This is a genomic window from Pseudomonas sp. QS1027, assembly GCF_002814235.1.
In the GTDB taxonomy this organism is placed as follows: domain Bacteria; phylum Pseudomonadota; class Gammaproteobacteria; order Pseudomonadales; family Pseudomonadaceae; genus Aquipseudomonas.
This window is the reverse complement of the sequence record NZ_PHSU01000003.1, coordinates 200562-225135: the sequence shown is the minus strand read 5'-3', so window position 1 is coordinate 225135 and position 24574 is coordinate 200562. Positions and strand designations below refer to the sequence as shown.

Here is a 24574-nt window from a genome sequence, read left to right as displayed (position 1 = left end):
GACAGCACCCTCCCCGACGGGGGAAGGCACTGGGGGATGGGGTTCTGCCTCAGAACGCGCTGCGGAAGATCTCTTCGATCTGCCGCTGATCCGCCGCCCGAGGGTTGGTCAGGCCGCAAGCGTCCTTCAGGGCGTTGGTGGCGAGGATCGGAATATCCTGCAACTTGGCGCCCAGCTCCCGCAGACCGGCAGGAATCTCGACATCCCTGGCCAGGCTGCGAATCGCCGCAATGGCCGCCTGGGCGCCCTCCTCGGCACTCATGCCGTGGATGTCGGCCCCCAGCGCCTTGGCCACATCACTCAGGCGATGCGGGCAGACCAATGCATTGAAACTCTGCACATGGGGCAGCAACACCGCATTGCACACACCATGGGGCAAGTCGTAGAAGCCACCCAACTGGTGGGCCATGGCATGCACGAAACCCAGCGAGGCATTGTTGAACGCCATGCCCGCGAGGAACTGCGCGTAGGCCATGCTTTCCCGGGCTTGCAGGTCGCCGCCGTCGAATACGGCCTGGCGCAGGTTGGCGCTGATCAGCTCAATCGCCTTGATCGCGCAAGCGTCGGTGATCGGCGTCGCCGCCGTCGACACATAGGCCTCGACCGCATGGGTCAGGGCATCCATGCCGGTAGCGGCGGTCAGGCCCTTGGGCATGGCGACCATCAGCGCCGGGTCGTTGACCGACAGCAACGGCGTGACGTTACGGTCGACAATCGCCATTTTCACATGACGCGATTCGTCGGTGATGATGCAGAAGCGGGTCATCTCGCTGGCGGTGCCGGCGGTGGTGTTGATCGCCACCAGCGGCAGTTGCGGCTTGGCCGAGCGGTCGACGCCTTCATAGTCGCGGATATGCCCGCCATTGGTGGCGCACAGGGCGATACCCTTGGCGCAGTCATGGGGCGAGCCGCCGCCGAGGGACACGATGAAATCGCACTGGCTGGCCTTGAGTGCCACCAAGCCCTTCTCGACATTGTCGATGCTCGGGTTCGGTTTGGCGCCATCGAACACGACCGAGTCGATGTCCTGCATCGCCAACAACCCGGCAATCCGTGCTGCGACGCCGGCCTTCGCCAGCCCGGCGTCGGTAACGATCAGCGCTTTGCGAAAACCATGCTTGCGAATCGCGCTCATGGCTTCGTCCAGGCAATCAATGCCCATGATATTCACGGCGGGGATGAAAAATGTGCTGCTCACGGTAAGCCTTCCTTTAGCTGAGGACTGCCCCCAGCTTCAGTCGAAGACCCACCGCAGACGTTGACCTGGCTCAAGGAAATCCCGGATCCGAACCACCGTTCGTCAGCCGCCGTTTATCTGGATCAGGCCGCGTCGGCGATAAGCCTCGATATCGACGCCAAAGGCCCCGGACGAACAGACCTGGCGAATCGCATAGGGCCGCCCCATGGCATCGAAAGTGCTGCCGGCCAGATCGATGAGCTTTTCCGGGCAGCGTCGTTTGTCGGCGCCGAGTACCCGCAACAACCGCGGCTTGAGCCGATTGCAGGCCGGAGCACCGAGGATGATCGCGACTTCGTCATTGGTCATCTCGACGATTTCGCCGCTGGGGTACAGGCCGATCATGCGCACGAAGGCACTGACGATCTGCTCGTCGAAATGACTGTTGGCGGCTTTGAACAGAATACGCAGGGATTCGAGGGTCGAGCGGCCCTTGCTGTAGACCCGGTCACTGCTGATGGCGTCATAGGCGTCGGTCACCGCGACGATTCGCGCATAAAACGGAATCTCTTCGGCACTCAGGCCACGGGGATAACCCGCCCCGTCAACCCGTTCATGGTGCGACAGCACCACATCGAGTGCCGCCAACGGCACGCCGGCCTGGCTAGTGAGCAAGGTATAGCCTTCCATGGGGTGGCTTTTCATGATGGCGTATTCCTGCTCCGACAACGCCGACGGCTTGTTCAGGATCGCGTCGGGCACCTTGAGCTTGCCGACATCGTGGAGCATGGCACCGACGCCGATTTCCTCCAGTTCCGAAGGTGGCAAGCCCAATTCGCGACCCAGGGCAATGGACAGCATCGCCACCCGTAGCGAATGCTCGGCGGTGTAATCGTCCTGGAACTTGATCCGGGTCAGCCAGAGCAAGGCCGAGGGGTTGCGCAGGATGCTGTCGACGCAGTCCTTGACCACCGCTTTTACCACGCCGACCTGAATCGGCTCGCCCATCTCCACCGCCTCGAGGATGCGCCAGGACTGCGCACGGGCCGAGCCCCAGGCAAGCTGGGCCTGGGCCATTTCCACATTGAAATCGACCGGCTCGGCGAGCGCCGCGCACTCAGTCGCGCACTCAACCGGGATGTCGAGCGACAGCCCGTGGGCCCCGGAAGCGCTGGCGACCTCCACCCAGGCATACACGCAGTTCTCACGCAGCAGCCTCAGCTCCTCCTCGCGGCGGATGCGGAACTCGCGAAAGGAAAAGGTGGTTTCCTCCCACGGCCGGTCCAGCGCTTCGATCTGCATGCCGATGGCCAGCCGGGCCACCTCGATCTTGATACAGCCTTTACAGATATCCGGGTCCATTTCACGTCTCCGAACGGATGCGTCAAATAAGGAGTCAAGGGCTACCGCCGGGGACTCAAATCGAGAACTGCGTGACCACCTTGTTCAACTCCACCGCCAGCTTGGACAGCTCATGACTGGCCGCCAGGGTCTGGCTCGCCGCCGATGAACTCTGGATCGACAGGTCGCGGATACTGATCAGGTTCTGGTCCACCGACCGGGCGACCTGGGCCTGCTCCTCGGAGGCGGTCGCGATCATCAGGTTGCGATCATTGATCTCGCTGATGGCCTGGGCAATTTCGGACAAGGCCGAACCGGCTTCATGGGCAATCAACAGCGTCTTGTCCGCCTCTTCATTGCTACGTTGCATCGAGACCACGGCCTGCCCGGTCCCGTTCTGGATGGCGCCGATCATCTGCTCGATTTCCTGGGTCGAGACCTGGGTGCGGTGCGCCAGGGCCCGCACTTCATCGGCAACCACGGCAAAGCCGCGGCCCTGTTCACCGGCCCGGGCGGCTTCGATGGCGGCGTTGAGCGCCAGCAGGTTGGTCTGTTCGGCAATGGCCCGGATCACATCCAGCACCTTGCTGATGTTCTGGGCCTGCTGCGCCAGGGATTCGACTTCCTGCCCGGTGGCCTTGACCGTCGAACTCAGGGTTTCGATGGAGGCAATCGTGCGGTGCACACGGTCCGCCCCAGTGCGGGTCGACACTTCGGACCGCTGGGTGGACTGCGACGCCGCCACGGCATTGCGCGCCACTTCCTCGACCGCCGCGGTCATTTCATTGACCGCCGTGGCGGCCTGGTCGGTCTCCAGGCTCTGACGTTGAATACCGCGATTGGACTCGCCGGTCACCGCGCTCATTTCTTCCGCGGCCGACGCCAACTGCGTGGAGGAGTTGCTGATATGTCGCAGGGTATTTTTCAGGCTGGCCTGCATGGCCGCGGTCGAAGCCTGCAACTCGGCCAATTCGTCCTTGCCGTCCACCTGCACCTCGGTGCGCAGGTCGCCCTCGGCAATTTTCCGGGTCGAGCCGAGCAACAGGCGCAACGGGCCGGTCAGGCTGCGGGTAAAGATAATCGCCAGCAATACCGTCAAGACGCAGGAAATGACGATAATCGCGATGGTAAGATAAAAACCGCCGTCGAACTGCTGCTGGGCCGTGATACCGGACTGCACGGCGCCATCGTCATTGATCTTTTCCAGCGCCTCGATATTGGTTTGCAGCTCACCGACCAAAGGCGGAATCACGTTATTGAGCAGGACCAGCGCCGCTTCGGACCCCTTCTCGCTGGCGATCTGCAACGTCTCGGCGAGTTTCTGTTCATAGAGGCTGGCATTACGCTGCACCGCCTCGTAGACCGCTTGCTCCTCGGGGCTCGCGACCAGCGGTGCATAGGCCTTGATCTGCTGATCGAGTGTGGCCTTAAGTTCCTGTATACGGGTGGCTTCGGCCTGTTTCAGCTGTGCATCGGTGGCCGAGACCAGACGAAAGCTCTCCAGGCGTATCCGATAGAGGGTCAACTCGACCCGCCCGGCCTGTCGCAGGCTGGCCATCCAGTTATCCTGCAAGTCGACGGCGGCCTCGCGAATCAGATGCATCTTCCATAACGCCAGAACGCCCAGGGCAATCAACAGCAGTGTGACAAAGGCAAAACTCAGAAAAGCGCGTGTAGCTATTTTCAGGTTTCTGACTGACATATCGATCACCCTTTATGCGGCATTCCATTGCACTGGAAAAAACACCCAAAAGAGATGTCATTACGATATCACCGTAAAAGGTGACCCGTGAAAAAATCGTAGCCTATGGAATGAGGGAATGACTCAACAAACCCCGTGTTAAAGTTCGCCGTTGATCCTCCTCAGATTTGGCAACCGACGAATGGCAACGATGGAATTCCAGGTATTTGATACCGCGTTAGAAGACTGGAGCGCCCTGCGTGCCGAAATCCCTTGCAGCGGCCTGTTGATCGGCAACGGCGCGAGCCGGGCGATGTGGCAGGCATTTGCCTACGACTCGCTGTTCGAACTCGCACAGACCACTCGCAACCGCCCTCTCGGACTCAGCGAGCTGGCGGTGTTCAAGGCCCTGGAAACCAGCAATTTCGAACAGGTGCTCAGCGCCCTGAAAAGCACCATCCGGGTCAATGCGGCGCTGACCATCAGTTCGTCGTCGCCGCGCAATCGCTACTTCGCGGTCAAGGAAGCGCTGATCCATGCGATACGCTCGGTGCATATCCCCTGGATGCGGGTGCAGGCCGAGAGCCTGGCGCTGATCAATGCCGAGTTGAGTCGCTACCGCACCCTTTACTCGACCAACTACGACCTGCTCACCTACTGGGCGATCATGCAGGCGCCCGAGCCGTTCGACGACCTGTTCCGTACCGACGACTCGACCTTCAATCTGGGCGACACCGATACCCGCGGCACCCGCGTCCTGTACCTGCACGGTGGTCTGCACCTGGTGAAGAACCTCGACGGCAGCACCCGCAAGCTGACCTCTTCGGAAAGCACCCTGCTGGGCAGTTTCGCGATCAATACCCTGGGCGATGTGCCGTTGTTCGTCAGCGAGGGAAATGCGCAGGACAAGCTCAAGGCGATCCGTCATTCGGATTACCTGTCGTACTGCTACGGGCAACTGGCCGGGCATCAGGACGCCCTGTGCATCTTCGGCCACAACCTCGGCGAGCAGGACCGGCATATCGTCCAGGCCCTGCTGGATGCACGGATCAAGACCCTGGCGATTTCGATCTACCCACGCAGCCAGGCCTTTATCCAGCACCAGAAGCGCCACTTCACCCAGCTGTTCGAGGGCCGCGAGGTGACACTGCGGTTTTTCGATGCCAAGAGCCATCCGCTGGGTAACCCGCAGCTACAGGTCAACCCCGAGGCCTGAGAGGCGCCCGGCATTTGACTCAGGGCCAACCCGGGCGAGCGGGAAGGCATCGAGATTCAGCCGTGAATATTTCAAAGAAGACAAATAGCAATAATTCTCGATATCATTCACGACTTTCCCGCTCCCCTCCAGCAGAAGTCGTGAAGGATCCCCATGCCTCGTCCCAAGCCCGACCCCTTGTCGGCTGAAACCTTTCGCGGGTTCTATGCGGATATCCTGCATTTCCTGCGCAAACGCACGGACAACGCCAGCGATGCGGCGGACATGACCCAGGATGTCTTCACCCAGTGGCTGGACTACCGCGACCAGGCCAAGGTCGAACAACCCCGGGCGTTTCTGTTCCAGATGGCGCGCAACCTGCTACGCGATCACTGGCGCAAGCAGAAGGTGCGCCAGGGGGTGCAGCGCGAGCCCGATGCCGAGCCGCTGCAACCCTTGGCCGACGAGCGTCATGACCCGCTGGCGGCCGCCCAGCAGCTGCAACGGCTGGAGCAGTTGAAACAAGTGCTCGAGGAACTCTCGCCTCGGCGTCGAGAAGCCCTTATGCTTGCCCGTTTCGAGGGCCTGAGCCAGGTCCGGATCGCCGAACGCATGGGGATTTCCGTCAGCATGGTGGAGAAGCACATCGCCTTTGCCCTGCTGCACTGCAAGCAGCGCCTGGCACAGGACAATGGCAGGGAGCAGCCGGAATGAGCCATGTCATCGACATCGCCCCGGATGGGAACAGCATCGATGCCCAGGCCGCGAGCTGGTTCGCCCGTCACCGCGACACCCCCGAACAGCCACCGGACAAAGCGTTCGAAGCATGGCGCGCGACGCCAGAACATGCCCAGGCCTATGCCGAGTTCGAAGCCCTCTGGGCGGACCTGGCGCAACTGCGCCAACTGAACCAGCCGGCGTTGCCAGCAGCGCGGCGCAAGAACCTCTGGCGACCGGCCCTGGCCACGGCAGCCGCGCTGTTGTGTGCGCTGCTGACCGCCAATGTCGGCGCGCCAAACACCCCATACCGGCATCAGGTCGCCGCCCATGCCCAGGGCACCCGCACCCTGAAACTGCCGGACGGCAGCACCCTGTACGTCAACGCCAATACCCGGCTGCGCATCAACTTCCGTTCCCAGCAACGGGATATCTACCTGGATCAGGGCCAGCTCTACCTGGAAGTCGCCGCCGACAAGGAACGCCCGCTCTGGGTGCATGCCGGCAACGCCCGGGTGCGGGTGGTGGGCACCGGTTTCGATGTGCGCCGCGGCCAGCGCCAGTTGGTCGTCAGCGTCGCCCACGGCCAGGTGGCCTTCGAGCCGGAAGGCGATCCGAGCAGCGCCACCCTGCTCGAAGCCAGGCAACGGGCGATCTTTGACTACGCCAAGGGCACGCTGCAACAGCAAACCCTGAGCAGCGAAGAAATCGCCGACTGGCGCAGCGGCCACCTGACCTTTCGCAACCGCGAACTGGCCAGCCTGATCGATGAACTGAGCCTGTACCGCAGCAAACCGGTGCAACTGGCCGATGGCCCGCTGGCGCACTTCAAGGTCTCCGGCAGCCTCGACGTGACAGACCCGGATGCCCTGCTCAATGCCCTGCCCGCCTTGATCCCGGTGAAAACCGTGGTCCTGGACGACGGCCAGGTCAGGATCGAAAGCCGCAAATAGACTTTATTGCGAATATTTTACATTCGCATATGTGGTTTTTTCCCCGTGTCGCGTCTTCCTCCCCGACTGCGTTCCACCAGGACGCCTTTTTTTGGCCTTTGGCCGCATCGGGGGATTCAATGTTTCGCGCTGCTCATGAGTTATTCCACCACTGTTCCCGTCCAACGCTGATCGCCGCCTGCCTGACCGTCAGCCTCCAGGCCATGGCCGCCGATCCGCTGGCACTGGACCTGCCGGCCCAGTCCCTGGCGACCTCCCTGAGTGCCGTGGCGCAGAAGACCCGCATCCAGCTGCTGTTCGATGAAGAGCAGCTGCGCAACGTCCAGGCCCGCCCGTTGCAAGGTCGATTTACCGCCCAGGAAGCCATCATGCTGTTGCTCAAGGGCGGCAATTTCACCCTGGTCATGATCGACAAGACCTTTGTCGTGCGGCAGAACGAACCTGCGCCCGGCAAAAGCGCCATCCAGCTCGGCGCCATGAGCATCCTCGGCGACGGCAAGGAAGTGGACGCCAGCAGTGTCGGGCGCTCGACCCTGACCCAGGACGATATCGACCGCCACCAGCCCGACAATATCCCCGCGCTGCTCGGCACCCTGCCCGGCATCACCATGGGCGGCTCGATGAAACCCGGCGGCCAGACCATCAATATCTGGGGCCTGGGCGATGCCGAGGACGTGCCGATGACCGTCGACGGCGCGACCAAAAGCAGCTTTGAGCGTTATCAACAAGGCACCATCTTCATCGAGCCGGAGCTGATCAAGAGCATCGAGGTGGAAAAGGGCCCGCACTCGCCCGAGACCGGCAACGGCGGCTTCGGCGGCACGGTGCACATGGAAACCAAGGACGCCCCCGACCTGCTGGAAAAGGGCCGCAACAGCGGGGCCATGGTCAAATACGGCTACGCCAGCAACAACCATGAGCAGACCTACAGCGGCGCGGTCTATGGCCGCACCGACGACGGCAAGGCCGATGCCCTGGTGTTCCTGACCCAACGCGATGCCGGTGACATGAAGCTGGCCGCCACCCCGCCCAACCCCGGCAACCAGTACCCGATCAACCCCCAGCGCCTGCCCAACAGCGGCCAGGACCTGGATGCCGGGTTGTTCAAATTGAACCTCAACCTCACCGACGAACAGACGCTCAAGCTCTCCTACTCGCGCTCCCAGAGCGAGCGCTGGACACCGTTTTCGTCCCAGAGCTACCCGACGCCGCCCAGCGCCTCGAACATCAAGCAGTACGGCTATGAAAACGCCTTGAAGCGTTTCCTCGCCAATCGCAACACAACCGACACCACCTGGTCGGGCAAGTACGAGTACAAGCCGCTGGACAACCCGCTGCTGGACCTGCAGGTGAAATACTCCTCGTCCCGCACCGACCAGACCGACGAACGCGATGCCACCGCGTTCTTCCAACTGGCCACCGGCGGACGCCGGATGGACACCGCCTACAATGACCGCGAGCTGGAGATCAAGAACACCAGCCTGTTCGACACCGGCTCGCTGCAACACGCGCTGACGGCCGGTATCCAGATCCGCAAGCACGCCCGGGAAACCGAGATGTGGATGCCCGGCGCCACCTACAACACCGCCAAGTACAACTACGGTCACTTCCAGCCGGCGTTCATGCCGCAAGGCAAGGTCGATGCCAATGCGTTCTTTATCCAGGATGCGGTGACCCTCGGCGACTTCACGCTGACCCCATCCCTGCGTTACGACCATGTGCGCAACCGTGGCGAGGGCAACGACGCGCCCTACTACGACAACCCCGATCCGAGCTTCGGCCACAACTACAGCGACCAGACCTACACCGGCTGGTCACCACGCCTGGCGGCCTTCTGGCGGGTGACCCCGACCCAGGGCCTGTTCGCCGACTACAGCAAGACCTGGCGTGCACCGGTGATCGACGAACAATATGAAGTCCAGGGCCTGGGCAGCCGCACCGCGACCAGCACCAACCTCGACCCGGAGCGCATCACCGCCTTGCGTCTGGGCAGCATCAGCAACTTCTCCAGGTTGCTGACCGACAATGACAACCTGCTGGTGCGCACGACCCTTTATCGCAACCGCATCGAGGATGAAATCTTCAAGGCCACCGGGGTCGGCTGCGAAAACCAGGCGATCAATGGCGGCACCATCAGTTCAGCCTGCCCGCCGGGCGCCCTGTCCAATTATCGCAATATCGGCGGCATGACCATCCAGGGCTTCGAGGTCGAGAGCTTCTATGACTCGGACCATGTCTTCGGGCAGTTGTCCTATTCCTACACCACCGGCAAACGCGACAACGCCTACACCAACCCGTGGGGGCCGGCCGTCTGGGCGCGGGACATTCCGCCAGCCAAATGGGTGGTGGTGCTTGGCACCAAGATTCCGAGCCTGGATACCCGGGTCGGCTGGCAGGGGATCTATGTGCGCAAGACCGATCGCCTGCCCAGCGACCTGTATCACGGCGGCCCGGGCAGCAGCGTCGGCGATGCCTTCTACGACCAGTACCCGAACGACAGCTATGTGGTGCAGAGCCTGTTCGCCCAATGGAAACCCCAGCAGCGCTACCTGAAGGGCACCGAAGTGAACGTGACGGTGGATAACCTGATGAACCGCAACTACCGGCCGGAACTGAGCGGCGACCGCGCCTACAGCGAAGGGCGCAACCTCAAGGTCAGCTTGACGCGGTTCTTCTGAGCAGACTGAGCTCCGGTACCTGGGCCCGACGCTGGCTCAGGTAGCGGGTGCAACTGACCCGCAGGAAGGAGGCGAAATTCAGCACCTCCCCGCGAAAGTCCATCACTTCTTCGTAGAGCCGGGTGATCAACTGGTTGGTGGTCATGCCGTCGGCCTCGGCGATCTCGCCGAGGATGTCCCAGAACTGATTTTCCAGGCGCAAGGTGGTCACCACGCCACGGATACGCAGCGAACGGGAACGCGATTCGTAGAGAATCGGATCGGCCTTGACGTAGAGCTCACACATGACCCAACCCTCCCTTACAAGGTGATCTTGGTACCCAGCAATCCGAGGAACGCCGCCAGCCAACTTGGATGCGCCGGCCAGGCCGGGGCGGTGGCGAGATTGCCCTGGACATGGGCCTGGGTCACTTCGATATCGATATAACGACCGCCGGCCAGCCGCACTTCCGGAGCACAGGCAGGATAGGCGCTGCATTCACGACCATCGAGAATCCCCGCCGCCGCCAGCAACTGCGCGCCATGACAGACGGCGGCAATCGGCTTGCCGGCGCGATCGAAGGCCTGTACCAGTTGCAGGACCTTGTCGTTCAGGCGCAGGTATTCCGGTGCACGACCGCCGGGGATCAGCAGCGCATCATAATCGCCGGCATCGACCTTGGCGAAGTCGAAGTTCAGGGCGAACAGATGCCCCGGCTTTTCGCTGTAGGTCTGGTCGCCCTCGAAATCATGGATCGCGGTGCGCACGGTCTGGCCGGCGCTTTTGTCCGGGCACACCGCATGGACCTGGTGACCGACCATCAGCAGGGCCTGGAACGGCACCATCACTTCGTAGTCTTCGACGTAATCGCCAACCAGCATCAGAATCTTTTTCGCGGCCATGGGGTGAACTCCTCTGGGTAAACGCTTGGGCAGACAAGAGTAGTCAAGGTAGACCCTCTGCACGCAGGCGGGTAATCACCGGCTACTACGCGGGCCGCCCCACGAAAACTGTATGGACAACTCTGCGCCTAGCTGTAGCGGCGAGCCACCGGGGCTTTGTGGCTAGATGACAGCCCCTGTTTCCCTGATGACTGGCCAACGTTTATGTCCTCCCGTGAAAACACCGGCATGCTGCTCGGCCTGCTGGGTGTAGTGATCTTCAGCCTGACCCTGCCCTTCACCCGCGTCGTGGTGCAGGAAATCCATCCGCTGCTCAACGGCCTGGGTCGCGCCCTGGTCGCGGCCATCCCGGCGGCGGCGCTGCTGCTGTGGCGCCGGGAAAAGTGGCCGACCTGGCGCCAGGTCAAGGGCCTGTCCCTGGTGATCATCGGGGTCATCCTGGGCTTTCCGGTGCTCTCGGCCTGGGCCATGCAGACCCTGCCGGCTTCCCACGGAGCCCTGGTCAATGGCCTGCAACCCTTGTGCGTGGCGTTGTACGCGGCCTGGTTGTCCCACGAACGGCCATCAAAGGCCTTCTGGGCCTGCGCGGCCCTGGGCAGTGCGCTGGTGCTGGGTTATGCGCTGATCAGCGGTGCCGGGAGTATCCAGTCCGGTGACCTGTTGATGCTGGGCGCCATCGCCGTCGGCGGCCTGGGTTATGCCGAGGGTGGACGCCTGGCCCGGGAGATGGGCGGCTGGCAGGTGATCTGCTGGGCGCTGGTGCTGTCGGTGCCGATCCTGATCGGCCCGGTGCTGTACCTGGCCTGGCAACACCAGGGCGCGATTTCCGGCAAGACCTGGTGGGCCTTCGGTTATGTGGCGATGTTCTCGCAGTTTCTCGGCTTTTTTGCCTGGTACGCCGGACTCGCCCTGGGCGGTATCGCCCGGGTCAGCCAGATCCAGCTGTTGCAGATTTTCTTCACCCTCGCCTTTTCAGCGCTGTTCTTCGGCGAACACGTCGAGCCGATCACCTGGCTGTTTGCCGGTGGCGTGATCGTCACCGTGATGCTCGGGCGCAAGACCAGCGTCCGCCCGGCGCAACCGGGCGGCTTGCCAGCGGGGGTTCAGCTCAAGTAGCCGTCGGCCCGCAGCAGGGTTTCCAGGCAGTGCTCCTGGATGTGATAGAACGCTTTCAATTCCTCGATCTTCACCAGCAATTGCGCCGGGTCCACAGGCTCGGCGCGCTTGACCGCAAGAATCATCTTGTTCTTGTTGGTGTGTTCCAGGGAAATGAACTCGAAGACCTTGGTCTCGTAGCCACAGGCTTCCAGGAACAGTGCGCGCAAGCTGTCGGTGACCATCTCCGCCTGCTGCCCCAGGTGCAGGCCGTATTGCAGCATCGGCTTGAGCAACGCCGGGCTCTGGATCTGCAAACGGATCTGCTTGTGGCAGCACGGCGAGCACATGATGATCGCCGCGCCGGAACGGATACCGGTGTGGATCGCATAGTCGGTGGCGATATCGCAGGCATGCAAGGCGATCATCACCTCCAGTTCGCTCGGCGCCACGCTGCGCACATCGCCGCATTTGAATACCAGCCCCGGATGCTCCAGGCGCGCCGCCGCCGTGTTGCACAGGTTGACCATGTCTTCGCGCAATTCGACCCCGGTCACCTGCCCCTCGACCTGCAAGGTATTGCGCAGGTAATCGTGGATGGCAAAGGTCAGGTAGCCCTTGCCCGAACCGAAGTCCGCGACCCGCACCGGCTGGTCGAGCTTGATCGGCGAGTGACTCAGGGCATGGGAAAACACTTCGATGAACTTGTTGATCTGCTTCCACTTACGCGACATCGCCGGAATCAGCTCGTGCTGCGGATTGGTCACCCCCAGGTCGGTGAGAAACGGCCGGCTGAGTTCCAGGTAGCGGTTCTTCTCGCGATTGTGCTCGGCGGACGGCACTTCCCGCGTCTGCCGGGCCTTGCCCTTGAACAGGGTACTCTTGCCCTTCTTGCTGTACTCCAGCTGCACTTCGTCGGTGAGCGACAGCAGGTGGGCATTCTTGAACGACGCCGGCAGCAGCCCGGCGATGATCGCCTGGCCTTCGGCAAGGGCAAAGTTCTTGGTGATATCACGGGTCTTGTAGCGATAGACAAAGGACAGGCACGCCTGCTCCTTGACCGTCACCTGCTTGATGATCAGCCGTTGCAGGTCCGCTTCGTCGCCCACGTACTTGGCCAGCACCAGCTTGATAAAGGCGTTCTGGCTCAGGCTGGTGTCCAGCAGGTCGAGAAATTGTCCGTGATGGTCCGGCGCGGGCTGGGCGGGAGTGGCAGTAGCTGACATGGAAAAAGCGCCTCGGGCGTGCGGGATCTGGATAAGGGGAATGCCGGGCATTTTAGGCGGGATGGGGCGTCGGGGCACGGGCTTATTTCGTCATTCGTCCGATCCCCCCAACCTGGCGCTCTCCCGAGCCTTGACGTTGTACAGAACCGACTAGAATGAGAACTTCTGGTCATGGACGCCCAGCGCCTCATGATTTTCACCCAACCAAACGTCAACGACCTCAGAAGCAGCAAGGGCTACGCATGTTTTAGACGCGGCATTTTCCCCGGTAGAAAGCATGCGACTGAGTGGTTTTGAAAAAAACTGATCAGGTGCCTGTCATGAGCAAAAGTGCCCCATCCGCCGTGCCGTTGAGTTCGACCGCCGCGCGTACCCTGTCGACCACCACCAAATCGATCCCGCAAAGCCAGGAAACCACCACCCGCTGGCTGTTGAACCGGCTGCCCTGGGTGCAGGCGACCGGGGGCGTCTACCGGGTCACCCGACGCCGGGTACTTGCCGACCACGAGGGGCCGGCCAACCCGTACGCCGAGGCGCTGATCGAACTGGCCGCCGGTGCCGCCGAGGGCCAGGCCTTGCCGCGGACCTTCGCCGATTACGATCCGGCCCCGCGTGAATACGAACTCAGCTCGACCCAGACCATCCTGCAGATCCCGGTGCGGGTCGCGGACCTCTACAACGACCCGATGAATCAGACCGAACAACAACTGCGGCTGGTCATCGAGGCGATCCGCGAACGCCAGGAGCGCGAACTGCTGCATAACCCCGAATTCGGGCTGTTGCACAATGTCGCCGAACCCCAGCGCCTCACCACCCGCAGTGGGCCGCCGACACCGGACGATCTGGATGAACTGCTCTGTCGGCGCCGGCAGACGCATTTCCTGCTGGCCTCGCCCCAGGCCATCGCCGCCTTCGGTCGCGAATGCAGCCAACGTGGCTTGTCCCTGGACAGCGTCGAACTCGAAGGTCACAAGGTCCCGGGTTGGCGCGGTGTGCCGCTGCTGCCTTGTACCAAGATGTCGGATGGCGTGAAGAAGACCACGTCGATCCTCGCGGTACGCACCGGGGAAGACAACGGCGGGGTCATCGGCCTGCACCAGACCGGTCTGCCGGACGAGTACCAGCCGAGCTTGTCGGTGCGGTTCATGGGCATCAACGACAGCGCGCAAATCGCCTACCTGGTCACCGCGTATTACTCGGTGGCGGTGCTCCTGCCGGATGCACTGGGGGTGCTCGAAGGGGTCGAGGTCGGGCACTACCACGACTGAACACGCACCTTCGCACCTTAGGAAAAGACCAGGAGCGCCGTCATGCAGCCCTTCGAACTGCCCGAGTTCTACATGCCCTACGGGGCCCGCTTCAACCCCCATGTCGCCAGCGCCCAGCGGCATACCCGGGCCTGGGCCCGACAGATGGGCATGCTCGACAGTCCCGCCACGGCCAACGGGCCGATCATCTGGGACCTGGCGGCGCTGGACGCCCACGACTACCCGGCGATGTGCGCCTATACCCACCCGGACTGCGACAGCCAGGAGCTGGAGCTGATTACCGACTGGTATGTCTGGGTGTTCTTCTTCGACGATTATTTCCTCGAAGCCTTCAAGCGCAGCCGCGACAGTGTGGCAGCACGCCAGCATCTCGACCGGCTGGCGCAATTCATGCCCGGCGTCGCCACCAGCACTCCACCGCTGCCGGTCAATGGCGTCGAACGCGGCCTCGCCGACCTCTGGCCACGGACGCTGCCCGGTATGCCCGATGACTGGATACGGCGTTTCCGCGAACACACCCACGACCTGCTGGAAGCCTCGATGTGGGAACTGATGAATATCAACGAGGGACGGATCGCCAACCCCATCGAGTACCTGGAAATGCGCCGCAAGGTCGGTGGTGCGCCCTGGTCGGCGACCCTGGTCGAACATGCCAACCGTTCACCGGTCTCGCCACGGATCGCCGAGACCCGGACGATGCAGGTGCTGCGCGACACCTTCGCCGACGGCGTGCACCTGCGTAACGATCTGTTTTCCTACCAGCGCGAGGTGCAGGAAGAAGGCGAGCTGTCGAACTGCGTGCTGGTCACCGAGCGTTTCCTGGGTATCGATACGCAAAAAGCCGCCGAGATCACCAATGACCTGCTGACCTCGCGCCTGCGTCACTTCGAGAAAACCGCGGTCCTCGACCTGCCCCGGCTGTTCGACGACCTGGGCCTGGGCCAGGCGGAACGCGCGCACGCCCTGATCTACACCAAGGGCCTGGTGGACTGGCAGTCCGGCGGCCATGCCTGGCATCTGCGCTCCAGCCGCTACATGAAACCTCGCCCCAGCAGACAGGTCCCCGGCAAACCGTCCGGACTGGGCACCAGTGCGGCCCGCCTGCCGGGGCATGCCACCCGGGGGGCCAAGCCGCGACGCGGCATTGACGCACTGCACAAACCCGTCGGCCCGTTTCAGCTGCCGGCGGTCTACCTGCCCTTCGAGGTGCGTTGCAGCCCGCACCTGGAGAGTGCCCGCCGTGGATCACGGGAATGGGCCAGGGCCGTCGGTATCATCGACGCTCGCAGTGGTTTTGGCGTCTGGGACAAGTCACGCTTCGAGGCCGCCGACGCGGCCTTCTGCGCCGCCCTGACCTGCCCCGACGCCCCGCTTGCGGAAGTCGATATGGCCGGGCGCTGGCTCACCTGGGGCACCTATGCCGACGATTACTTTCCGACAACCTTTGGTCGCAACCGCAATCTGCGGGCCGCCACGCTCCAGGTAAGACGCCTGTTCCAGTGCATGCCGCTACCGGGCACGCCGCCGGTGCCGAGTGCCAACCCGCTGGAGGCGGGGTTGGCCAGCCTGTGGGCGATCAGCGTGGCGACGCTGTCGTCTTGCATGGCCGGGCAACTGCGCCGCTACGTGGTGGAAATGCTCGAAAGCTGGTTATGGGAGATGGACAACCAGTTCGATCTGCGCCTGCCCGACCCGATCGATTACCTCGAGATGCGGCGGCGCACCTTCGGCGGCGATCTCACTACCGGACTGACCTACTTGAGCTTACTGGCCCAGGGGCCCGAGCTCGACGCGGCGATTTTTCAAAGCAGTACGCTGCGCCAGTTGATCCACTGCAGCGTCGACACCGCCGCCCTGAGCAACGACCTGGTCTCCTATCGCAAGGAAATCGAAGTCGAAGGCGAGTTGAACAACTTTGTGCTGATCCTCCGGCAGTTCCTCGACCTCGACCTGCAACCGGCCCTGGACCTTGTCGGCCAGCTCAGGGATGCGCGAATCCGCCAGTTCGAGCACATCGTCGCCCTGGAACTCCCGGTGCTCTTCGAAGCGTTCACCCTGGATGCCGAGGCACGCCAGCGGGTTCTGAACTACACACGGCGTCTTCAGGACTATATCGCCGGCATCGTGCACTGGCATCAAACGGTCACCCGCTACCGCGATCCACTGCCTTATACCCTGCCGGTGCCGGGCTGGATGCGCGCCACGGCCGGCGCGCGCCCGTTCAGACCCGCGTCGGGCCTCAGCCCAGCAGCACCAGGCGGTTAGGCAGCTCGTTACGCGCCTGGGTCACCGGCACATGGGCACTGAGCAGTTCGCCGCAGGACTCGATGCAACTGATAAAACCCTGCAGGGTCTGCCCCTGTTTGACCCGCTCGGTGAAGGCCTTGACGATGGGTTCCCAGGCACTGTTGTCGAGCCGCTGGGAAATGCCCTTGTCCACCAGGATTTCGACATGGCGCTCGGCCTCGCAGACGAAGATCAGCACACCGGTACCACCGACGGTATGGTGCAGGTTCTGCTCGAGAAACTGCCGACGCGCCAGGTTCGATGCCCGCCAGTGCCTTACCGAACGCGGAATCAGCCGGCTGGTGATCGACGGAATGCGGAACACCAGGCACAACACGATAAAGCTGCTCCATTGCACCGCCAGCAGCCAGTGGCTGTTCATCCAGCCGAAGGCGAAGTTGATGACGCCCGGCACCAGCAGCGCCACCAGGCTGGCCCACAGCAACGGGATATAGGCATAGTCGTCGGCACGCCGCGCCAGCACCGTCACCAGCTCCGCATCGGTTTGCTGCTCGACCCGGGTAATCGCTTCGGCAACCTGCCGTTGTTCGTATTCAGTCAGTAGGGCCATGGTTGTGCACGCTCTCTAATAATTATTCTGGATTACCAACTGCCCGATGAGCCGCCGCCACCGAAACTGCCGCCACCACCGCTGAAGCCACCGCCGGAGCGTCCGCCACCGCCGCCACCCAAGCCCCCCGAACCGCCGCCCCTGGGACCGAAGCCCATCAGTTGCATGATCGCGCAGATCAACACGAAGAGAACCATGAGGAAACCGATCAATACCGGATGCCGCGAACCGAAATCCCCTTCGGGCTCGGTCTTTTCCACCATCGGGCTGCCCAGGACCTTGAGCATCGCGTCGACACCGGAGCTGATGCCGCTGGAAACATGGTCGTGCTTGAACTGCGGCAGGATCAACTGGTTGATGATCAAGGATGACTGGGCGTCGGTCAGGCGGTCCTCCAGGCCATAACCCACTTCAATGCGCACCTTGCGCTCGTCCCGGGCGACGATCAGCAGCGCACCGTTGTTCTTGTCCTTCTGGCCGATCCCCCAATGACGACCCAGTTGATAGCCGTAATCCTCGATGGTCATGCCTTGCAGGTTCGCCACGGTGACCACCACGATCTGCTCGCCGGTGGACTTTTCATGCGCCAGCAACTGCTGGTTCAAAGCCTCGCGTACCGGCGCGTCGATCATCTGGGCGCTGTCCACCACCTGCCCGCTCAATTCGGGAAACTGCAAATCGGCCCTGGCCGTCAGCGCCAGCGTGCAGAGCAACAGCCACAGGGCGCCTTGGAAAATACGCATGCCTACCTCGTTCGTGATGAAGCAGGGGCGGGCGTTGCCACACACAAGCACGGCAACGCCCGTCGGATAATCAGAATTTCACTTGCGGCGCTTTATCGGCGTCCTGGGCGGTCGCTTCGAAGTTCGGCCGCAGCGGCAAGTCGCTGTACATCAGGCCATGCCAGAGGCGGCCGGGAAAGGTACGGATCTCGGTGTTGTACTTTTCCACACTGAGAATGAAGTCACGCCGCGCCACGCTGATGCGGTTTTCCGTGCCTTCGAGTTGGGATTGCAAGGCCAGGAAATTCTGGTTCGACTTCAGGTCCGGGTAACGCTCCGAAACCACCATCAGGCGACTGAGGGCACCGGTCAACTGGCCCTGGGCGTCCTGGTACTGCTTGAGTTTCTCGGGATTGTCCAGGGTGCTGGCATCGACCTGGATCGAGGTGGCCTTGGACCGGGCCTCGACGACCGCGGTCAGGGTTTCCTGCTCCTGTTTCGCGTAACCCTTGACCGTTTCCACCAGGTTCGGGATCAGGTCCGCCCGCCGCTGGTACTGGTTCTGCACCTGGGCCCAGTTGGCTTTCACCTGTTCGTCGTAGGTGGGAATATTGTTGATGCCGCAGCCGGCCAGCAACGTCGCCAGCAAGGCCAGTACGATGACTCGGCCACTCGAACGGAAGCCCTGTTGTGCCTGCATGCTCGAAACGCTCCTTGAAACGCTAAAAAGGGAAAAACCCCAGGATTTTTCGTACGCGGGACTCAGGCATAATCCGCCACCGCCACTGGAATGTGTGAAGCCAATCAGCTAAAAGATGCCCAGCGCGAAAAACAGTTCACAAATGTGCTGGATTATTAGCACAACACGAGTCGCTCCCTATAACTAAACAGCCCGGCCAGTGCGCAACGATTGATCGCCGGACCGGGCCCCCGAGATAATCATTCATGAAGAAGCTGTGTTTGCTGGGCCTTGCTATTGGCCTGGCCAGTCTCCCGGTAGTGGCTGACACAAAGCCCGCCTCCCTGGAAAACAAGGACGCTTTCATCGCCCAGTTGATGAAGCAGATGACCCTCGAGGAAAAGATCGGCCAATTGCGTCTGATCAGTATCGGCCCGGAAATGCCCCGGGAACTGATCCGCAAGGAAATCGCCGCCGGTAATATCGGCGGCACCTTCAACTCCATCTCCCGCCCGGAAAACCGTCCGATGCAGGACGCGGCCATGCGCAGCCGGTTGAAGATCCCGATGTTCTTCGCCTATGACGTGATCCACGGCCACCGGACCATTTTCCCCATCAGCCTGGCCCTGGCGTCGAGCTGGGACATGGACGCCATCGGGCGCTCCGGACGCATCGCCGCCCAGGAAGCCAGCGCCGACAGCCTGGACATCACCTTCGCGCCGATGGTCGATATTTCCCGCGACCCGCGCTGGGGCCGGACCTCCGAAGGCTTCGGCGAGGACACCTACCTGGTCTCGCGCATCGCCAAGGTGATGGTCAACGCCTACCAGGGCAAGAGCCCGAGCGAACCGGACAGCATCATGGCCAGCGTCAAGCACTTCGCCCTCTACGGCGCGGTGGAAGGCGGTCGCGACTACAATGTGGTCGACATGAGCCCGGTGAAAATGTACCAGACCTACCTGCCGCCCTATCGCGCCGCCATCGACGCCGGCGCCGGCGGGGTGATGGTCGCGCTGAACTCGATCAACGGCATACCCGCCACCTCCAACACCTGGCTGATGCAGGACCTGCTGCGCAAGGACTGGGGGTTCAAGGGCCTGGCGGTCAGCGACCACGGGGCGATTTTCGAACTGCTCAAGCACGGTGTCGCCAAGGACGGTCGCGAAGCGGCCAAGCTGGCGATCAAGGCCGGCATCGACATGAGCATGAACGACTCGCTGTATGGCAAGGAACTGCCGGGGCTGATCCAGTCCGGCGAAGTGCCGCAGAGCGACCTGGACAACGCCGTGCGTGAAGTGCTCGGCGCCAAGTACGACATGGGCCTGTTCAAGGACCCGTACCTGCGTATCGGCAAGGCCGAGGACGATCCGGTCGACACCAATGCCGAAAGCCGCCTGCATCGCAGCGATGCCCGGGATGTGGCGCGGCGCAGCCTGGTGCTGCTGAAGAACCAGGACCAGACCCTGCCCCTGAAGAAGTCGGCGAAGATTGCCCTGGTCGGCCCGCTGGCCAAGGCCCCGATCGACATGATGGGCAGCTGGGCCGCCGCCGGCCTGCCGGCGCAATCGGTCACCCTGTATGACGGCATGAGCCGTGCCCTGGGCGATAAGAATCAACTGATCTATGCCCGCGGCTCGAACATCACCGCCGACAAGAAGGTCGTGGATTACCTGAACTTCCTCAACTTCGATGCCCCGGAAGTAGTGGATGACCCGCGCCCGGCGCAGCAGATGATCGACGAGGCGGTGAAGGCCGCCGAGCAGGCCGATGTGGTGATCGCCGCGGTGGGCGAGTCGCGGGGCATGTCCCACGAATCGTCGAGCCGTACCGACCTGAATATCCCGGCCAGCCAGCGTGAACTGATCAAGGCCCTCAAGGCCACCGGCAAGCCGTTGGTGCTGGTGCTGATGAACGGCCGTCCGCTGACCATCGGCCACGAACAGGACCAGGCCGATGCCGTGCTGGAAACCTGGTTCAGCGGTACCGAAGGCGGCAACGCCATCGCCGACGTGCTGTTCGGCGACTACAACCCGTCGGGCAAGCTGCCGATCACCTTCCCGCGCTCGGTCGGCCAGGTGCCGATGTACTACAACCACCTGACCATCGGTCGTCCGTACACTCCGGGCAAGCCAGGCAACTACACCTCGCAGTATTTCGACGAGGAAAACACCCCGCTGTACCCCTTTGGCTATGGCCTGAGCTACACCGACTTCAGCCTGAGCGACATGGCGCTGTCTTCGACCACGCTGAACAAGAGCGGCAAGCTCGACGCCAGCATCACGGTCAAGAACACCGGCAAGCGTGATGGCGAAACCGTGGTGCAGCTGTATATCCAGCAGGTCGCCGGTTCCATGATCCGTCCGGTCAAGGAACTGAAAAACTTCCAGAAGGTGATGCTCAAGGCGGGCGAACAGAAGGTCCTTCACTTCAGCATCGACGAGGAAGACCTGAAGTTCTATAACACCCAGTTGAAATACGCCTCGGAGCCGGGCAAGTTCAACGTACAGATCGGCCTGGACTCCCAGGATGTGACGCAGCAGAGTTTCGAGTTGTTGTAAGGCCTGCAAAACCTGTGGGAACCGGTTTATCAGCAATGGCGGTGTCGTACTCGCCGCCGCCATCGCCAGCAAGCCGGCTCCTACAGAATTTCGGGCACGACAAGCGTTCGCGGCGCGGCTCGGATTTGCAGGAGCCGGCTTGCTGGCGATGGCATCCGGATAGGCGCTACAAGACTCAAGGGCGTCGCCCCCTCCAAAGCACTGCCAAAGCCGACATGCTATCTTTCCCGCCCCTCCCCTGCCTGTCGTTGCCCGTATGTCGCCGCCTCCTCGTCCCCTGCGCCTGGCCCTCTACACCCTGCTGATTGTCGCCGGTACCGTCCTGGCCGCCGGCTGGGCCGTACATCGCGCCGAACAACAGGCCCTGGTCGACGACGCCTCGCGCGGCAAGGCACAACTGACGCTCTACGCCAACGCCCTGCACACCCTGATCGAACGCTACCGCGCCCTGCCCGCGGTGCTCGCCCTCGACCCGCAATTGCGCGCGGCCCTGGCCGGCCCCATCGACGCGACAGAACAGGACGCCCTGAACCGCAAACTGGAACGGATCAACGGCGCGGCCCGCTCTTCCACCCTGCAACTGCTGGATCGCAACGGCCTGTCGGTGGCCGCCAGCAACTGGAATCAGCCCAGCAGCTACGTCGGTCACAACTACGGCTTTCGCCCCTACTTCAACCAGACCCGTGTCGAGGGCAGTGGGCACTTCTATGCCGTGGGCGTGACCAGTGGGATTCCCGGCTACTTTCTCGCCAGCGCGGTGACCGACGACAACGGCGAATTCCTCGGGGCGATGGTGGTGAAACTGGAGTTTCCGGAACTCGAACGCGAATGGAGCAAGGGCAACGACACGCTGCTGGTCAGCGATGCCCGCGACATCGTGTTTATCGCCAACCAGCCCGGCTGGCGCTATCGCCTGCTGCGCCCGCTACGTGACAACGACCGCAGCGAAATCGGCAGCACCCGGCAATATGACAAGCAGTCCCTCAGCCCCCTCGACTACCGGCCCCTGCGGATGTTCGGCGACAACAGCTACCTGACCCGGGTCGACGGCCCGGACGGCAGTGCCGACTACCTCTGGGAATCGCAGCCGCTGCCACCGGAAGACTGGACCCTGCACCTGCTGCGCAAACCGCAGATGGCCGCCGAGGAACGGCGCAATGCCGCGCTCGCGGGTGCCGGCCTGTGGCTGGCGCTGGTGTTTCTGCTGCTGTTCCTCACCCAACGCTGGCGTCTGGCGCGCTTGCGCCAACGCAGTCGCGAAGAACTGGAGCGCCTGGTCGAGGAACGCACCCGCGACCTGCGCACCGCCCAGGACGGCCTGGTGCAGTCGGCCAAACTGGCGGCGCTGGGGCAGATGTCCGCCGCCCTGGCCCATGAAATCAACCAGCCGCTGACCGCCCAGCGCATGCAGTTGGCGAGCTTGCGCCTGTTGCTCGACCACGGCCGGATCGAGGACGCCTACCAGGCCCTCGCCCCCCTGGACCAGATGCTCACGCGCATGGCGGCCCTCACCGGCCACTTGAAGACCTACGCCCGGCAAAGCCCCAGCGGCCTGCGCGAGCCCCTCGATCTGGCCGGGGTGGTCGATCAGGCGATGCAACTGCTCGACCCGCGCCTGCGCGAAGACGCGGTCAGCACGGTGCTGCACCTGACTCGCCCGGCCTGGGTCCGGGGCGATGCCATTCGCCTGGAGCAGGTGCTGATCAACCTGTTGCGCAATGCCCTGGACGCCATGCACGACAAGCCGCTCAAGCGTCTGGAAATCCGTATCGAAGCCCGCCCGCCGGTGTGGCTGCTGACGGTAGGCGACAGCGGCGGAGGGATTGCCGAGGAACACCTGCCGAAGGTCTTCGACCCATTCTTCACCACGAAGCCAGTGGGTGAGGGCCTGGGCCTCGGCCTGGCGGTGTCCTACGCCATCGTCCATGAACTGGACGGCCGCCTGAGCGTCGACAATCGCCACGGCGGTGCCCACTTCAGCCTGACCCTGCCAATTGCCCCGGAGATGGACAGTCGATGAACGCCGTGATCGTGGTCGATGACGAAGCCAGCATCCGCACGGCCGTCGAGCAATGGTTGAGCCTGTCGGGTTTCCAGGTGCAGACCTTCAGCCGCGCCGAAGAGTGCCTGGCGCAATTGCCCCGGGACTTCCCCGGGGTGATCCTCAGCGACGTGCGCATGCCCGGCATGGGCGGCCTGGAATTGCTGGCGCGCCTGCAGGAGCAAGACAGCGACCTGCCAGTGATCCTGCTGACCGGCCACGGCGACGTGCCCATGGCCGTGGAAGCCATGCGCGATGGGGCCTACGACTTCCTGGAGAAACCCTTCAGCCCGCAGACCCTGCTTGCCAGCCTCGCCCGGGCCATGGAGAAACGCCGTCTGGTGCTGGAGAACCGCCAACTGCACGAACAGGCCGATCACCGCTCCCGACTCGAGCGCAGCCTGCTGGGGGTTTCCCGCAGCCTGCAAACCCTGCGCCGGCAGGTACTGGAGTTGGCGGCGCTGCCGGTCAATGTGCTGATCCGCGGCGAAACCGGCAGCGGCAAGGAACTGGTTGCCCGTTGCCTGCATGATTTCGGGCCGAGGGCGGCCAAGCCGTTTGTCGCCCTCAACTGCGCGGCGATTCCCGAAGCGTTGTTTGAAGCCGAGTTGTTCGGTCACGAAAGCGGGGCTTTCACCGGGGCCCAGGGCAAGCGTATCGGCAAGCTGGAATACGCCGATGGCGGCACCTTGTTTCTCGACGAGATCGAAAGCATGCCGCTGGCCCAGCAAGTGAAACTGCTGCGGGTGTTGCAGGAGCAGAAGCTGGAGCGGCTGGGTTCGAACCAGAGCATCGCCGTGGACCTGCGCATCGTCGCGGCGACCAAGCCCGACTTGCTGGACGAGGCCCGGGCCGGGCGCTTTCGCGAGGACCTGGCGTATCGGCTGACGGTGGCGCAGTTGCGCCTGCCGCCATTGCGCGAGCGTCGCGAAGATATCCCGTTGTTGTTCGAGCACTTCGCCTACAGCGCGGCCGAACGAATGGGGCGGACCTCGACGCCATTGAGCGGACCGCAGCTGAGCCGCCTGTTGAGCCATGACTGGCCGGGCAATGTGCGGGAACTGGCGAATGCCGCCGAACGTTCGGTACTCGGCCTGGGTGAGCCGGAGCCTGACGCAATCGATCCGGGCCAATCCCTGGCGGCGCAGCAGGAGGCCTTTGAAGCGCAATGCCTGCGTTCGGCCCTGACCCGGCACAAGGGCGATGTCAAAGCGGTACTCGAAGAGCTGCAACTGCCGCGTCGCACCTTCAATGAAAAGATGCAACGCCATGGCCTGGCGCGCGAGATGTTCCTCAAGGACGACTGAACCCCTCCCTGGAAAACACCGCCGAACCTCTAGGAGCGTGGCTTGTCGGATCGCCGCACCGCCGCGAAGAGGCCCTTGAGGCCGCTAAAAGCTTCGCGGGCAAGCCACGCTCCTACAGGTTTCGCGGTGCTTGCTTGAAGCATGTTTCATCGGCGATTTTCCGCTTATCGATTTATCGCCCATGAGCGGATTTCCGC

Annotated in this window: 19 protein-coding genes and 1 pseudogene; 10 read left to right on the top strand and 10 right to left on the bottom strand. The window is 62.9% G+C overall.

Annotation, left to right across the window (positions count from 1 at the left end):
• Positions 1 to 49: 49 nt before the first annotated feature.
• The 4 genes and pseudogenes from yiaY to CWE01_RS34105 all read right to left on the bottom strand — a co-directional run.
• Positions 50 to 1198: an L-threonine dehydrogenase gene (gene yiaY, locus CWE01_RS01635; RefSeq protein ID WP_100938776.1), complete on the bottom strand. Its 1149-nt coding sequence runs from the start codon at positions 1196 to 1198 to the stop codon at positions 50 to 52.
• 102 nt (positions 1199 to 1300) lie between these two features.
• Positions 1301 to 2539, bottom strand: a complete 1239-nt coding sequence (locus CWE01_RS01630; protein ID WP_100938775.1) for an HD-GYP domain-containing protein — start codon at positions 2537 to 2539, stop codon at positions 1301 to 1303.
• 55 nt (positions 2540 to 2594) lie between these two features.
• Entirely contained in the window at positions 2595 to 3383 is a 789-nt protein-coding gene (locus tag CWE01_RS34110; protein ID WP_371315524.1) for a methyl-accepting chemotaxis protein, read from the bottom strand.
• 81 nt (positions 3384 to 3464) lie between these two features.
• A pseudogene (locus CWE01_RS34105) lies at positions 3465 to 4220 on the bottom strand (MCP four helix bundle domain-containing protein); the annotation flags it as partial.
• 190 nt (positions 4221 to 4410) lie between these two features.
• Between CWE01_RS34105 and CWE01_RS01620 the strand changes: the two are divergent.
• The 4 genes from CWE01_RS01620 (at position 4411) to CWE01_RS01605 (ending at position 9742) form a co-directional block, all read left to right on the top strand.
• A complete protein-coding gene (locus tag CWE01_RS01620) occupies positions 4411 to 5415 on the top strand; it encodes a DUF4917 family protein (protein ID WP_100938773.1) in 1005 nt (334 codons plus the stop codon).
• Positions 5416 to 5568: 153 nt separating this feature from the next.
• Complete coding sequence (locus CWE01_RS01615; RefSeq protein ID WP_100938772.1) at positions 5569 to 6108, top strand: RNA polymerase sigma factor; 540 nt, start codon at positions 5569 to 5571, stop codon at positions 6106 to 6108.
• Positions 6105 to 7064 carry a FecR domain-containing protein gene (locus CWE01_RS01610; protein WP_100938771.1) on the top strand — a complete coding sequence of 320 codons (960 nt, stop codon included), beginning with the start codon at positions 6105 to 6107 and terminating at the stop codon, positions 7062 to 7064. Before CWE01_RS01615 ends, CWE01_RS01610 begins: the two co-directional genes overlap by 4 nt.
• Before the next feature lie 119 nt (positions 7065 to 7183).
• Positions 7184 to 9742, top strand: coding sequence for a TonB-dependent receptor (locus CWE01_RS01605; protein WP_100938770.1), 2559 nt, complete (start codon positions 7184 to 7186; stop codon positions 9740 to 9742).
• Here the strand turns inward: CWE01_RS01605 and CWE01_RS01600 are convergent.
• The gene (locus tag CWE01_RS01600) at positions 9720 to 10028 is read right to left on the bottom strand and encodes a ribbon-helix-helix domain-containing protein (RefSeq protein ID WP_100938769.1); all 309 of its coding nucleotides are present in this window, start codon (positions 10026 to 10028) and stop codon (positions 9720 to 9722) included. The two genes, CWE01_RS01605 and CWE01_RS01600, sit on opposite strands and share 23 nt — an antisense overlap.
• Positions 10029 to 10042: 14 nt before the next feature.
• The gene (locus CWE01_RS01595; protein ID WP_100938768.1) at positions 10043 to 10624 is read right to left on the bottom strand and encodes a DJ-1/PfpI family protein; all 582 of its coding nucleotides are present in this window, start codon (positions 10622 to 10624) and stop codon (positions 10043 to 10045) included.
• A 204-nt stretch (positions 10625 to 10828) separates the two neighbouring features.
• On the opposite strand from CWE01_RS01595, the gene CWE01_RS01590 reads away from it, so the two are divergent.
• Positions 10829 to 11740, top strand: coding sequence for a DMT family transporter (locus CWE01_RS01590; protein ID WP_100938767.1), 912 nt, complete (start codon positions 10829 to 10831; stop codon positions 11738 to 11740).
• Here the strand turns inward: CWE01_RS01590 and CWE01_RS01585 are convergent.
• The gene (locus CWE01_RS01585) at positions 11728 to 12945 is read right to left on the bottom strand and encodes an SAM-dependent methyltransferase (RefSeq protein ID WP_100938766.1); all 1218 of its coding nucleotides are present in this window, start codon (positions 12943 to 12945) and stop codon (positions 11728 to 11730) included. The two genes, CWE01_RS01590 and CWE01_RS01585, sit on opposite strands and share 13 nt — an antisense overlap.
• A 320-nt stretch (positions 12946 to 13265) precedes the next feature.
• On the opposite strand from CWE01_RS01585, the gene CWE01_RS01580 reads away from it, so the two are divergent.
• Together CWE01_RS01580 and CWE01_RS01575 are read left to right on the top strand one after the other, a co-directional pair.
• Entirely contained in the window at positions 13266 to 14213 is a 948-nt protein-coding gene (locus tag CWE01_RS01580) for a family 2B encapsulin nanocompartment shell protein (RefSeq protein ID WP_100938765.1), read from the top strand.
• A gap of 42 nt (positions 14214 to 14255) precedes the next feature.
• Positions 14256 to 16478 (top strand): Geosmin synthase, encoded by a 2223-nt coding sequence (locus CWE01_RS01575; RefSeq protein WP_100938764.1) that lies wholly within the window; start codon positions 14256 to 14258, stop codon positions 16476 to 16478.
• Here the strand turns inward: CWE01_RS01575 and CWE01_RS01570 are convergent.
• The 3 genes from CWE01_RS01570 to CWE01_RS01560 form a co-directional block, all read right to left on the bottom strand.
• Positions 16453 to 17070 (bottom strand): TPM domain-containing protein, encoded by a 618-nt coding sequence (locus tag CWE01_RS01570; RefSeq protein ID WP_100938763.1) that lies wholly within the window; start codon positions 17068 to 17070, stop codon positions 16453 to 16455. The genes CWE01_RS01575 and CWE01_RS01570 overlap by 26 nt on opposite strands.
• 32 nt (positions 17071 to 17102) lie before the next feature.
• A complete protein-coding gene (locus tag CWE01_RS01565) occupies positions 17103 to 17813 on the bottom strand; it encodes a YgcG family protein (RefSeq protein WP_100938762.1) in 711 nt (236 codons plus the stop codon).
• 70 nt (positions 17814 to 17883) lie between these two features.
• Positions 17884 to 18492 (bottom strand): LemA family protein, encoded by a 609-nt coding sequence (locus CWE01_RS01560; protein WP_100938761.1) that lies wholly within the window; start codon positions 18490 to 18492, stop codon positions 17884 to 17886.
• Positions 18493 to 18737: 245 nt separating this feature from the next.
• On the opposite strand from CWE01_RS01560, the gene bglX reads away from it, so the two are divergent.
• From bglX to CWE01_RS01545, 3 genes are all read left to right on the top strand, one after another.
• Positions 18738 to 21029 carry a beta-glucosidase BglX gene (gene bglX, locus CWE01_RS01555; RefSeq protein ID WP_100938760.1) on the top strand — a complete coding sequence of 764 codons (2292 nt, stop codon included), beginning with the start codon at positions 18738 to 18740 and terminating at the stop codon, positions 21027 to 21029.
• 256 nt (positions 21030 to 21285) lie between these two features.
• Complete coding sequence (locus CWE01_RS01550; protein WP_100938759.1) at positions 21286 to 23049, top strand: ATP-binding protein; 1764 nt, start codon at positions 21286 to 21288, stop codon at positions 23047 to 23049.
• Positions 23046 to 24377, top strand: coding sequence for a sigma-54 dependent transcriptional regulator (locus CWE01_RS01545; protein ID WP_100938758.1), 1332 nt, complete (start codon positions 23046 to 23048; stop codon positions 24375 to 24377). The genes CWE01_RS01550 and CWE01_RS01545 overlap by 4 nt, the downstream gene beginning before the upstream one ends.
• Positions 24378 to 24574: the final 197 nt, after the last annotated feature.

Excerpts from the sequence above, each read along its gene's own strand:
- CWE01_RS01630 (WP_100938775.1), bottom strand. The coding sequence starts at position 2,539 with ATGGACCCGGATATCTGTAAAGGCTGTATCAAGATCGAGGTGGCCCGG.
- CWE01_RS01610 (WP_100938771.1), top strand. The coding sequence starts at position 6,105 with ATGAGCCATGTCATCGACATCGCCCCGGATGGGAACAGCATCGATGCC.
- CWE01_RS01545 (WP_100938758.1), top strand. The coding sequence starts at position 23,046 with ATGAACGCCGTGATCGTGGTCGATGACGAAGCCAGCATCCGCACGGCC.
- CWE01_RS01550 (WP_100938759.1), top strand. The coding sequence starts at position 21,286 with ATGTCGCCGCCTCCTCGTCCCCTGCGCCTGGCCCTCTACACCCTGCTG.
- CWE01_RS01560 (WP_100938761.1), bottom strand. The coding sequence starts at position 18,492 with ATGCAGGCACAACAGGGCTTCCGTTCGAGTGGCCGAGTCATCGTACTG.
- bglX (WP_100938760.1), top strand. The coding sequence starts at position 18,738 with ATGAAGAAGCTGTGTTTGCTGGGCCTTGCTATTGGCCTGGCCAGTCTC.
- CWE01_RS01575 (WP_100938764.1), top strand. The coding sequence starts at position 14,256 with ATGCAGCCCTTCGAACTGCCCGAGTTCTACATGCCCTACGGGGCCCGC.
- CWE01_RS01590 (WP_100938767.1), top strand. The coding sequence starts at position 10,829 with ATGTCCTCCCGTGAAAACACCGGCATGCTGCTCGGCCTGCTGGGTGTA.
- CWE01_RS01605 (WP_100938770.1), top strand. The coding sequence starts at position 7,184 with ATGTTTCGCGCTGCTCATGAGTTATTCCACCACTGTTCCCGTCCAACG.
- CWE01_RS01570 (WP_100938763.1), bottom strand. The coding sequence starts at position 17,070 with ATGGCCCTACTGACTGAATACGAACAACGGCAGGTTGCCGAAGCGATT.
- CWE01_RS01580 (WP_100938765.1), top strand. The coding sequence starts at position 13,266 with ATGAGCAAAAGTGCCCCATCCGCCGTGCCGTTGAGTTCGACCGCCGCG.
- CWE01_RS01620 (WP_100938773.1), top strand. The coding sequence starts at position 4,411 with ATGGAATTCCAGGTATTTGATACCGCGTTAGAAGACTGGAGCGCCCTG.
- CWE01_RS01595 (WP_100938768.1), bottom strand. The coding sequence starts at position 10,624 with ATGGCCGCGAAAAAGATTCTGATGCTGGTTGGCGATTACGTCGAAGAC.
- CWE01_RS01565 (WP_100938762.1), bottom strand. The coding sequence starts at position 17,813 with ATGCGTATTTTCCAAGGCGCCCTGTGGCTGTTGCTCTGCACGCTGGCG.
- CWE01_RS01615 (WP_100938772.1), top strand. The coding sequence starts at position 5,569 with ATGCCTCGTCCCAAGCCCGACCCCTTGTCGGCTGAAACCTTTCGCGGG.
- CWE01_RS34110 (WP_371315524.1), bottom strand. The coding sequence starts at position 3,383 with ATGAGCGCGGTGACCGGCGAGTCCAATCGCGGTATTCAACGTCAGAGC.
- CWE01_RS01600 (WP_100938769.1), bottom strand. The coding sequence starts at position 10,028 with ATGTGTGAGCTCTACGTCAAGGCCGATCCGATTCTCTACGAATCGCGT.
- CWE01_RS01585 (WP_100938766.1), bottom strand. The coding sequence starts at position 12,945 with ATGTCAGCTACTGCCACTCCCGCCCAGCCCGCGCCGGACCATCACGGA.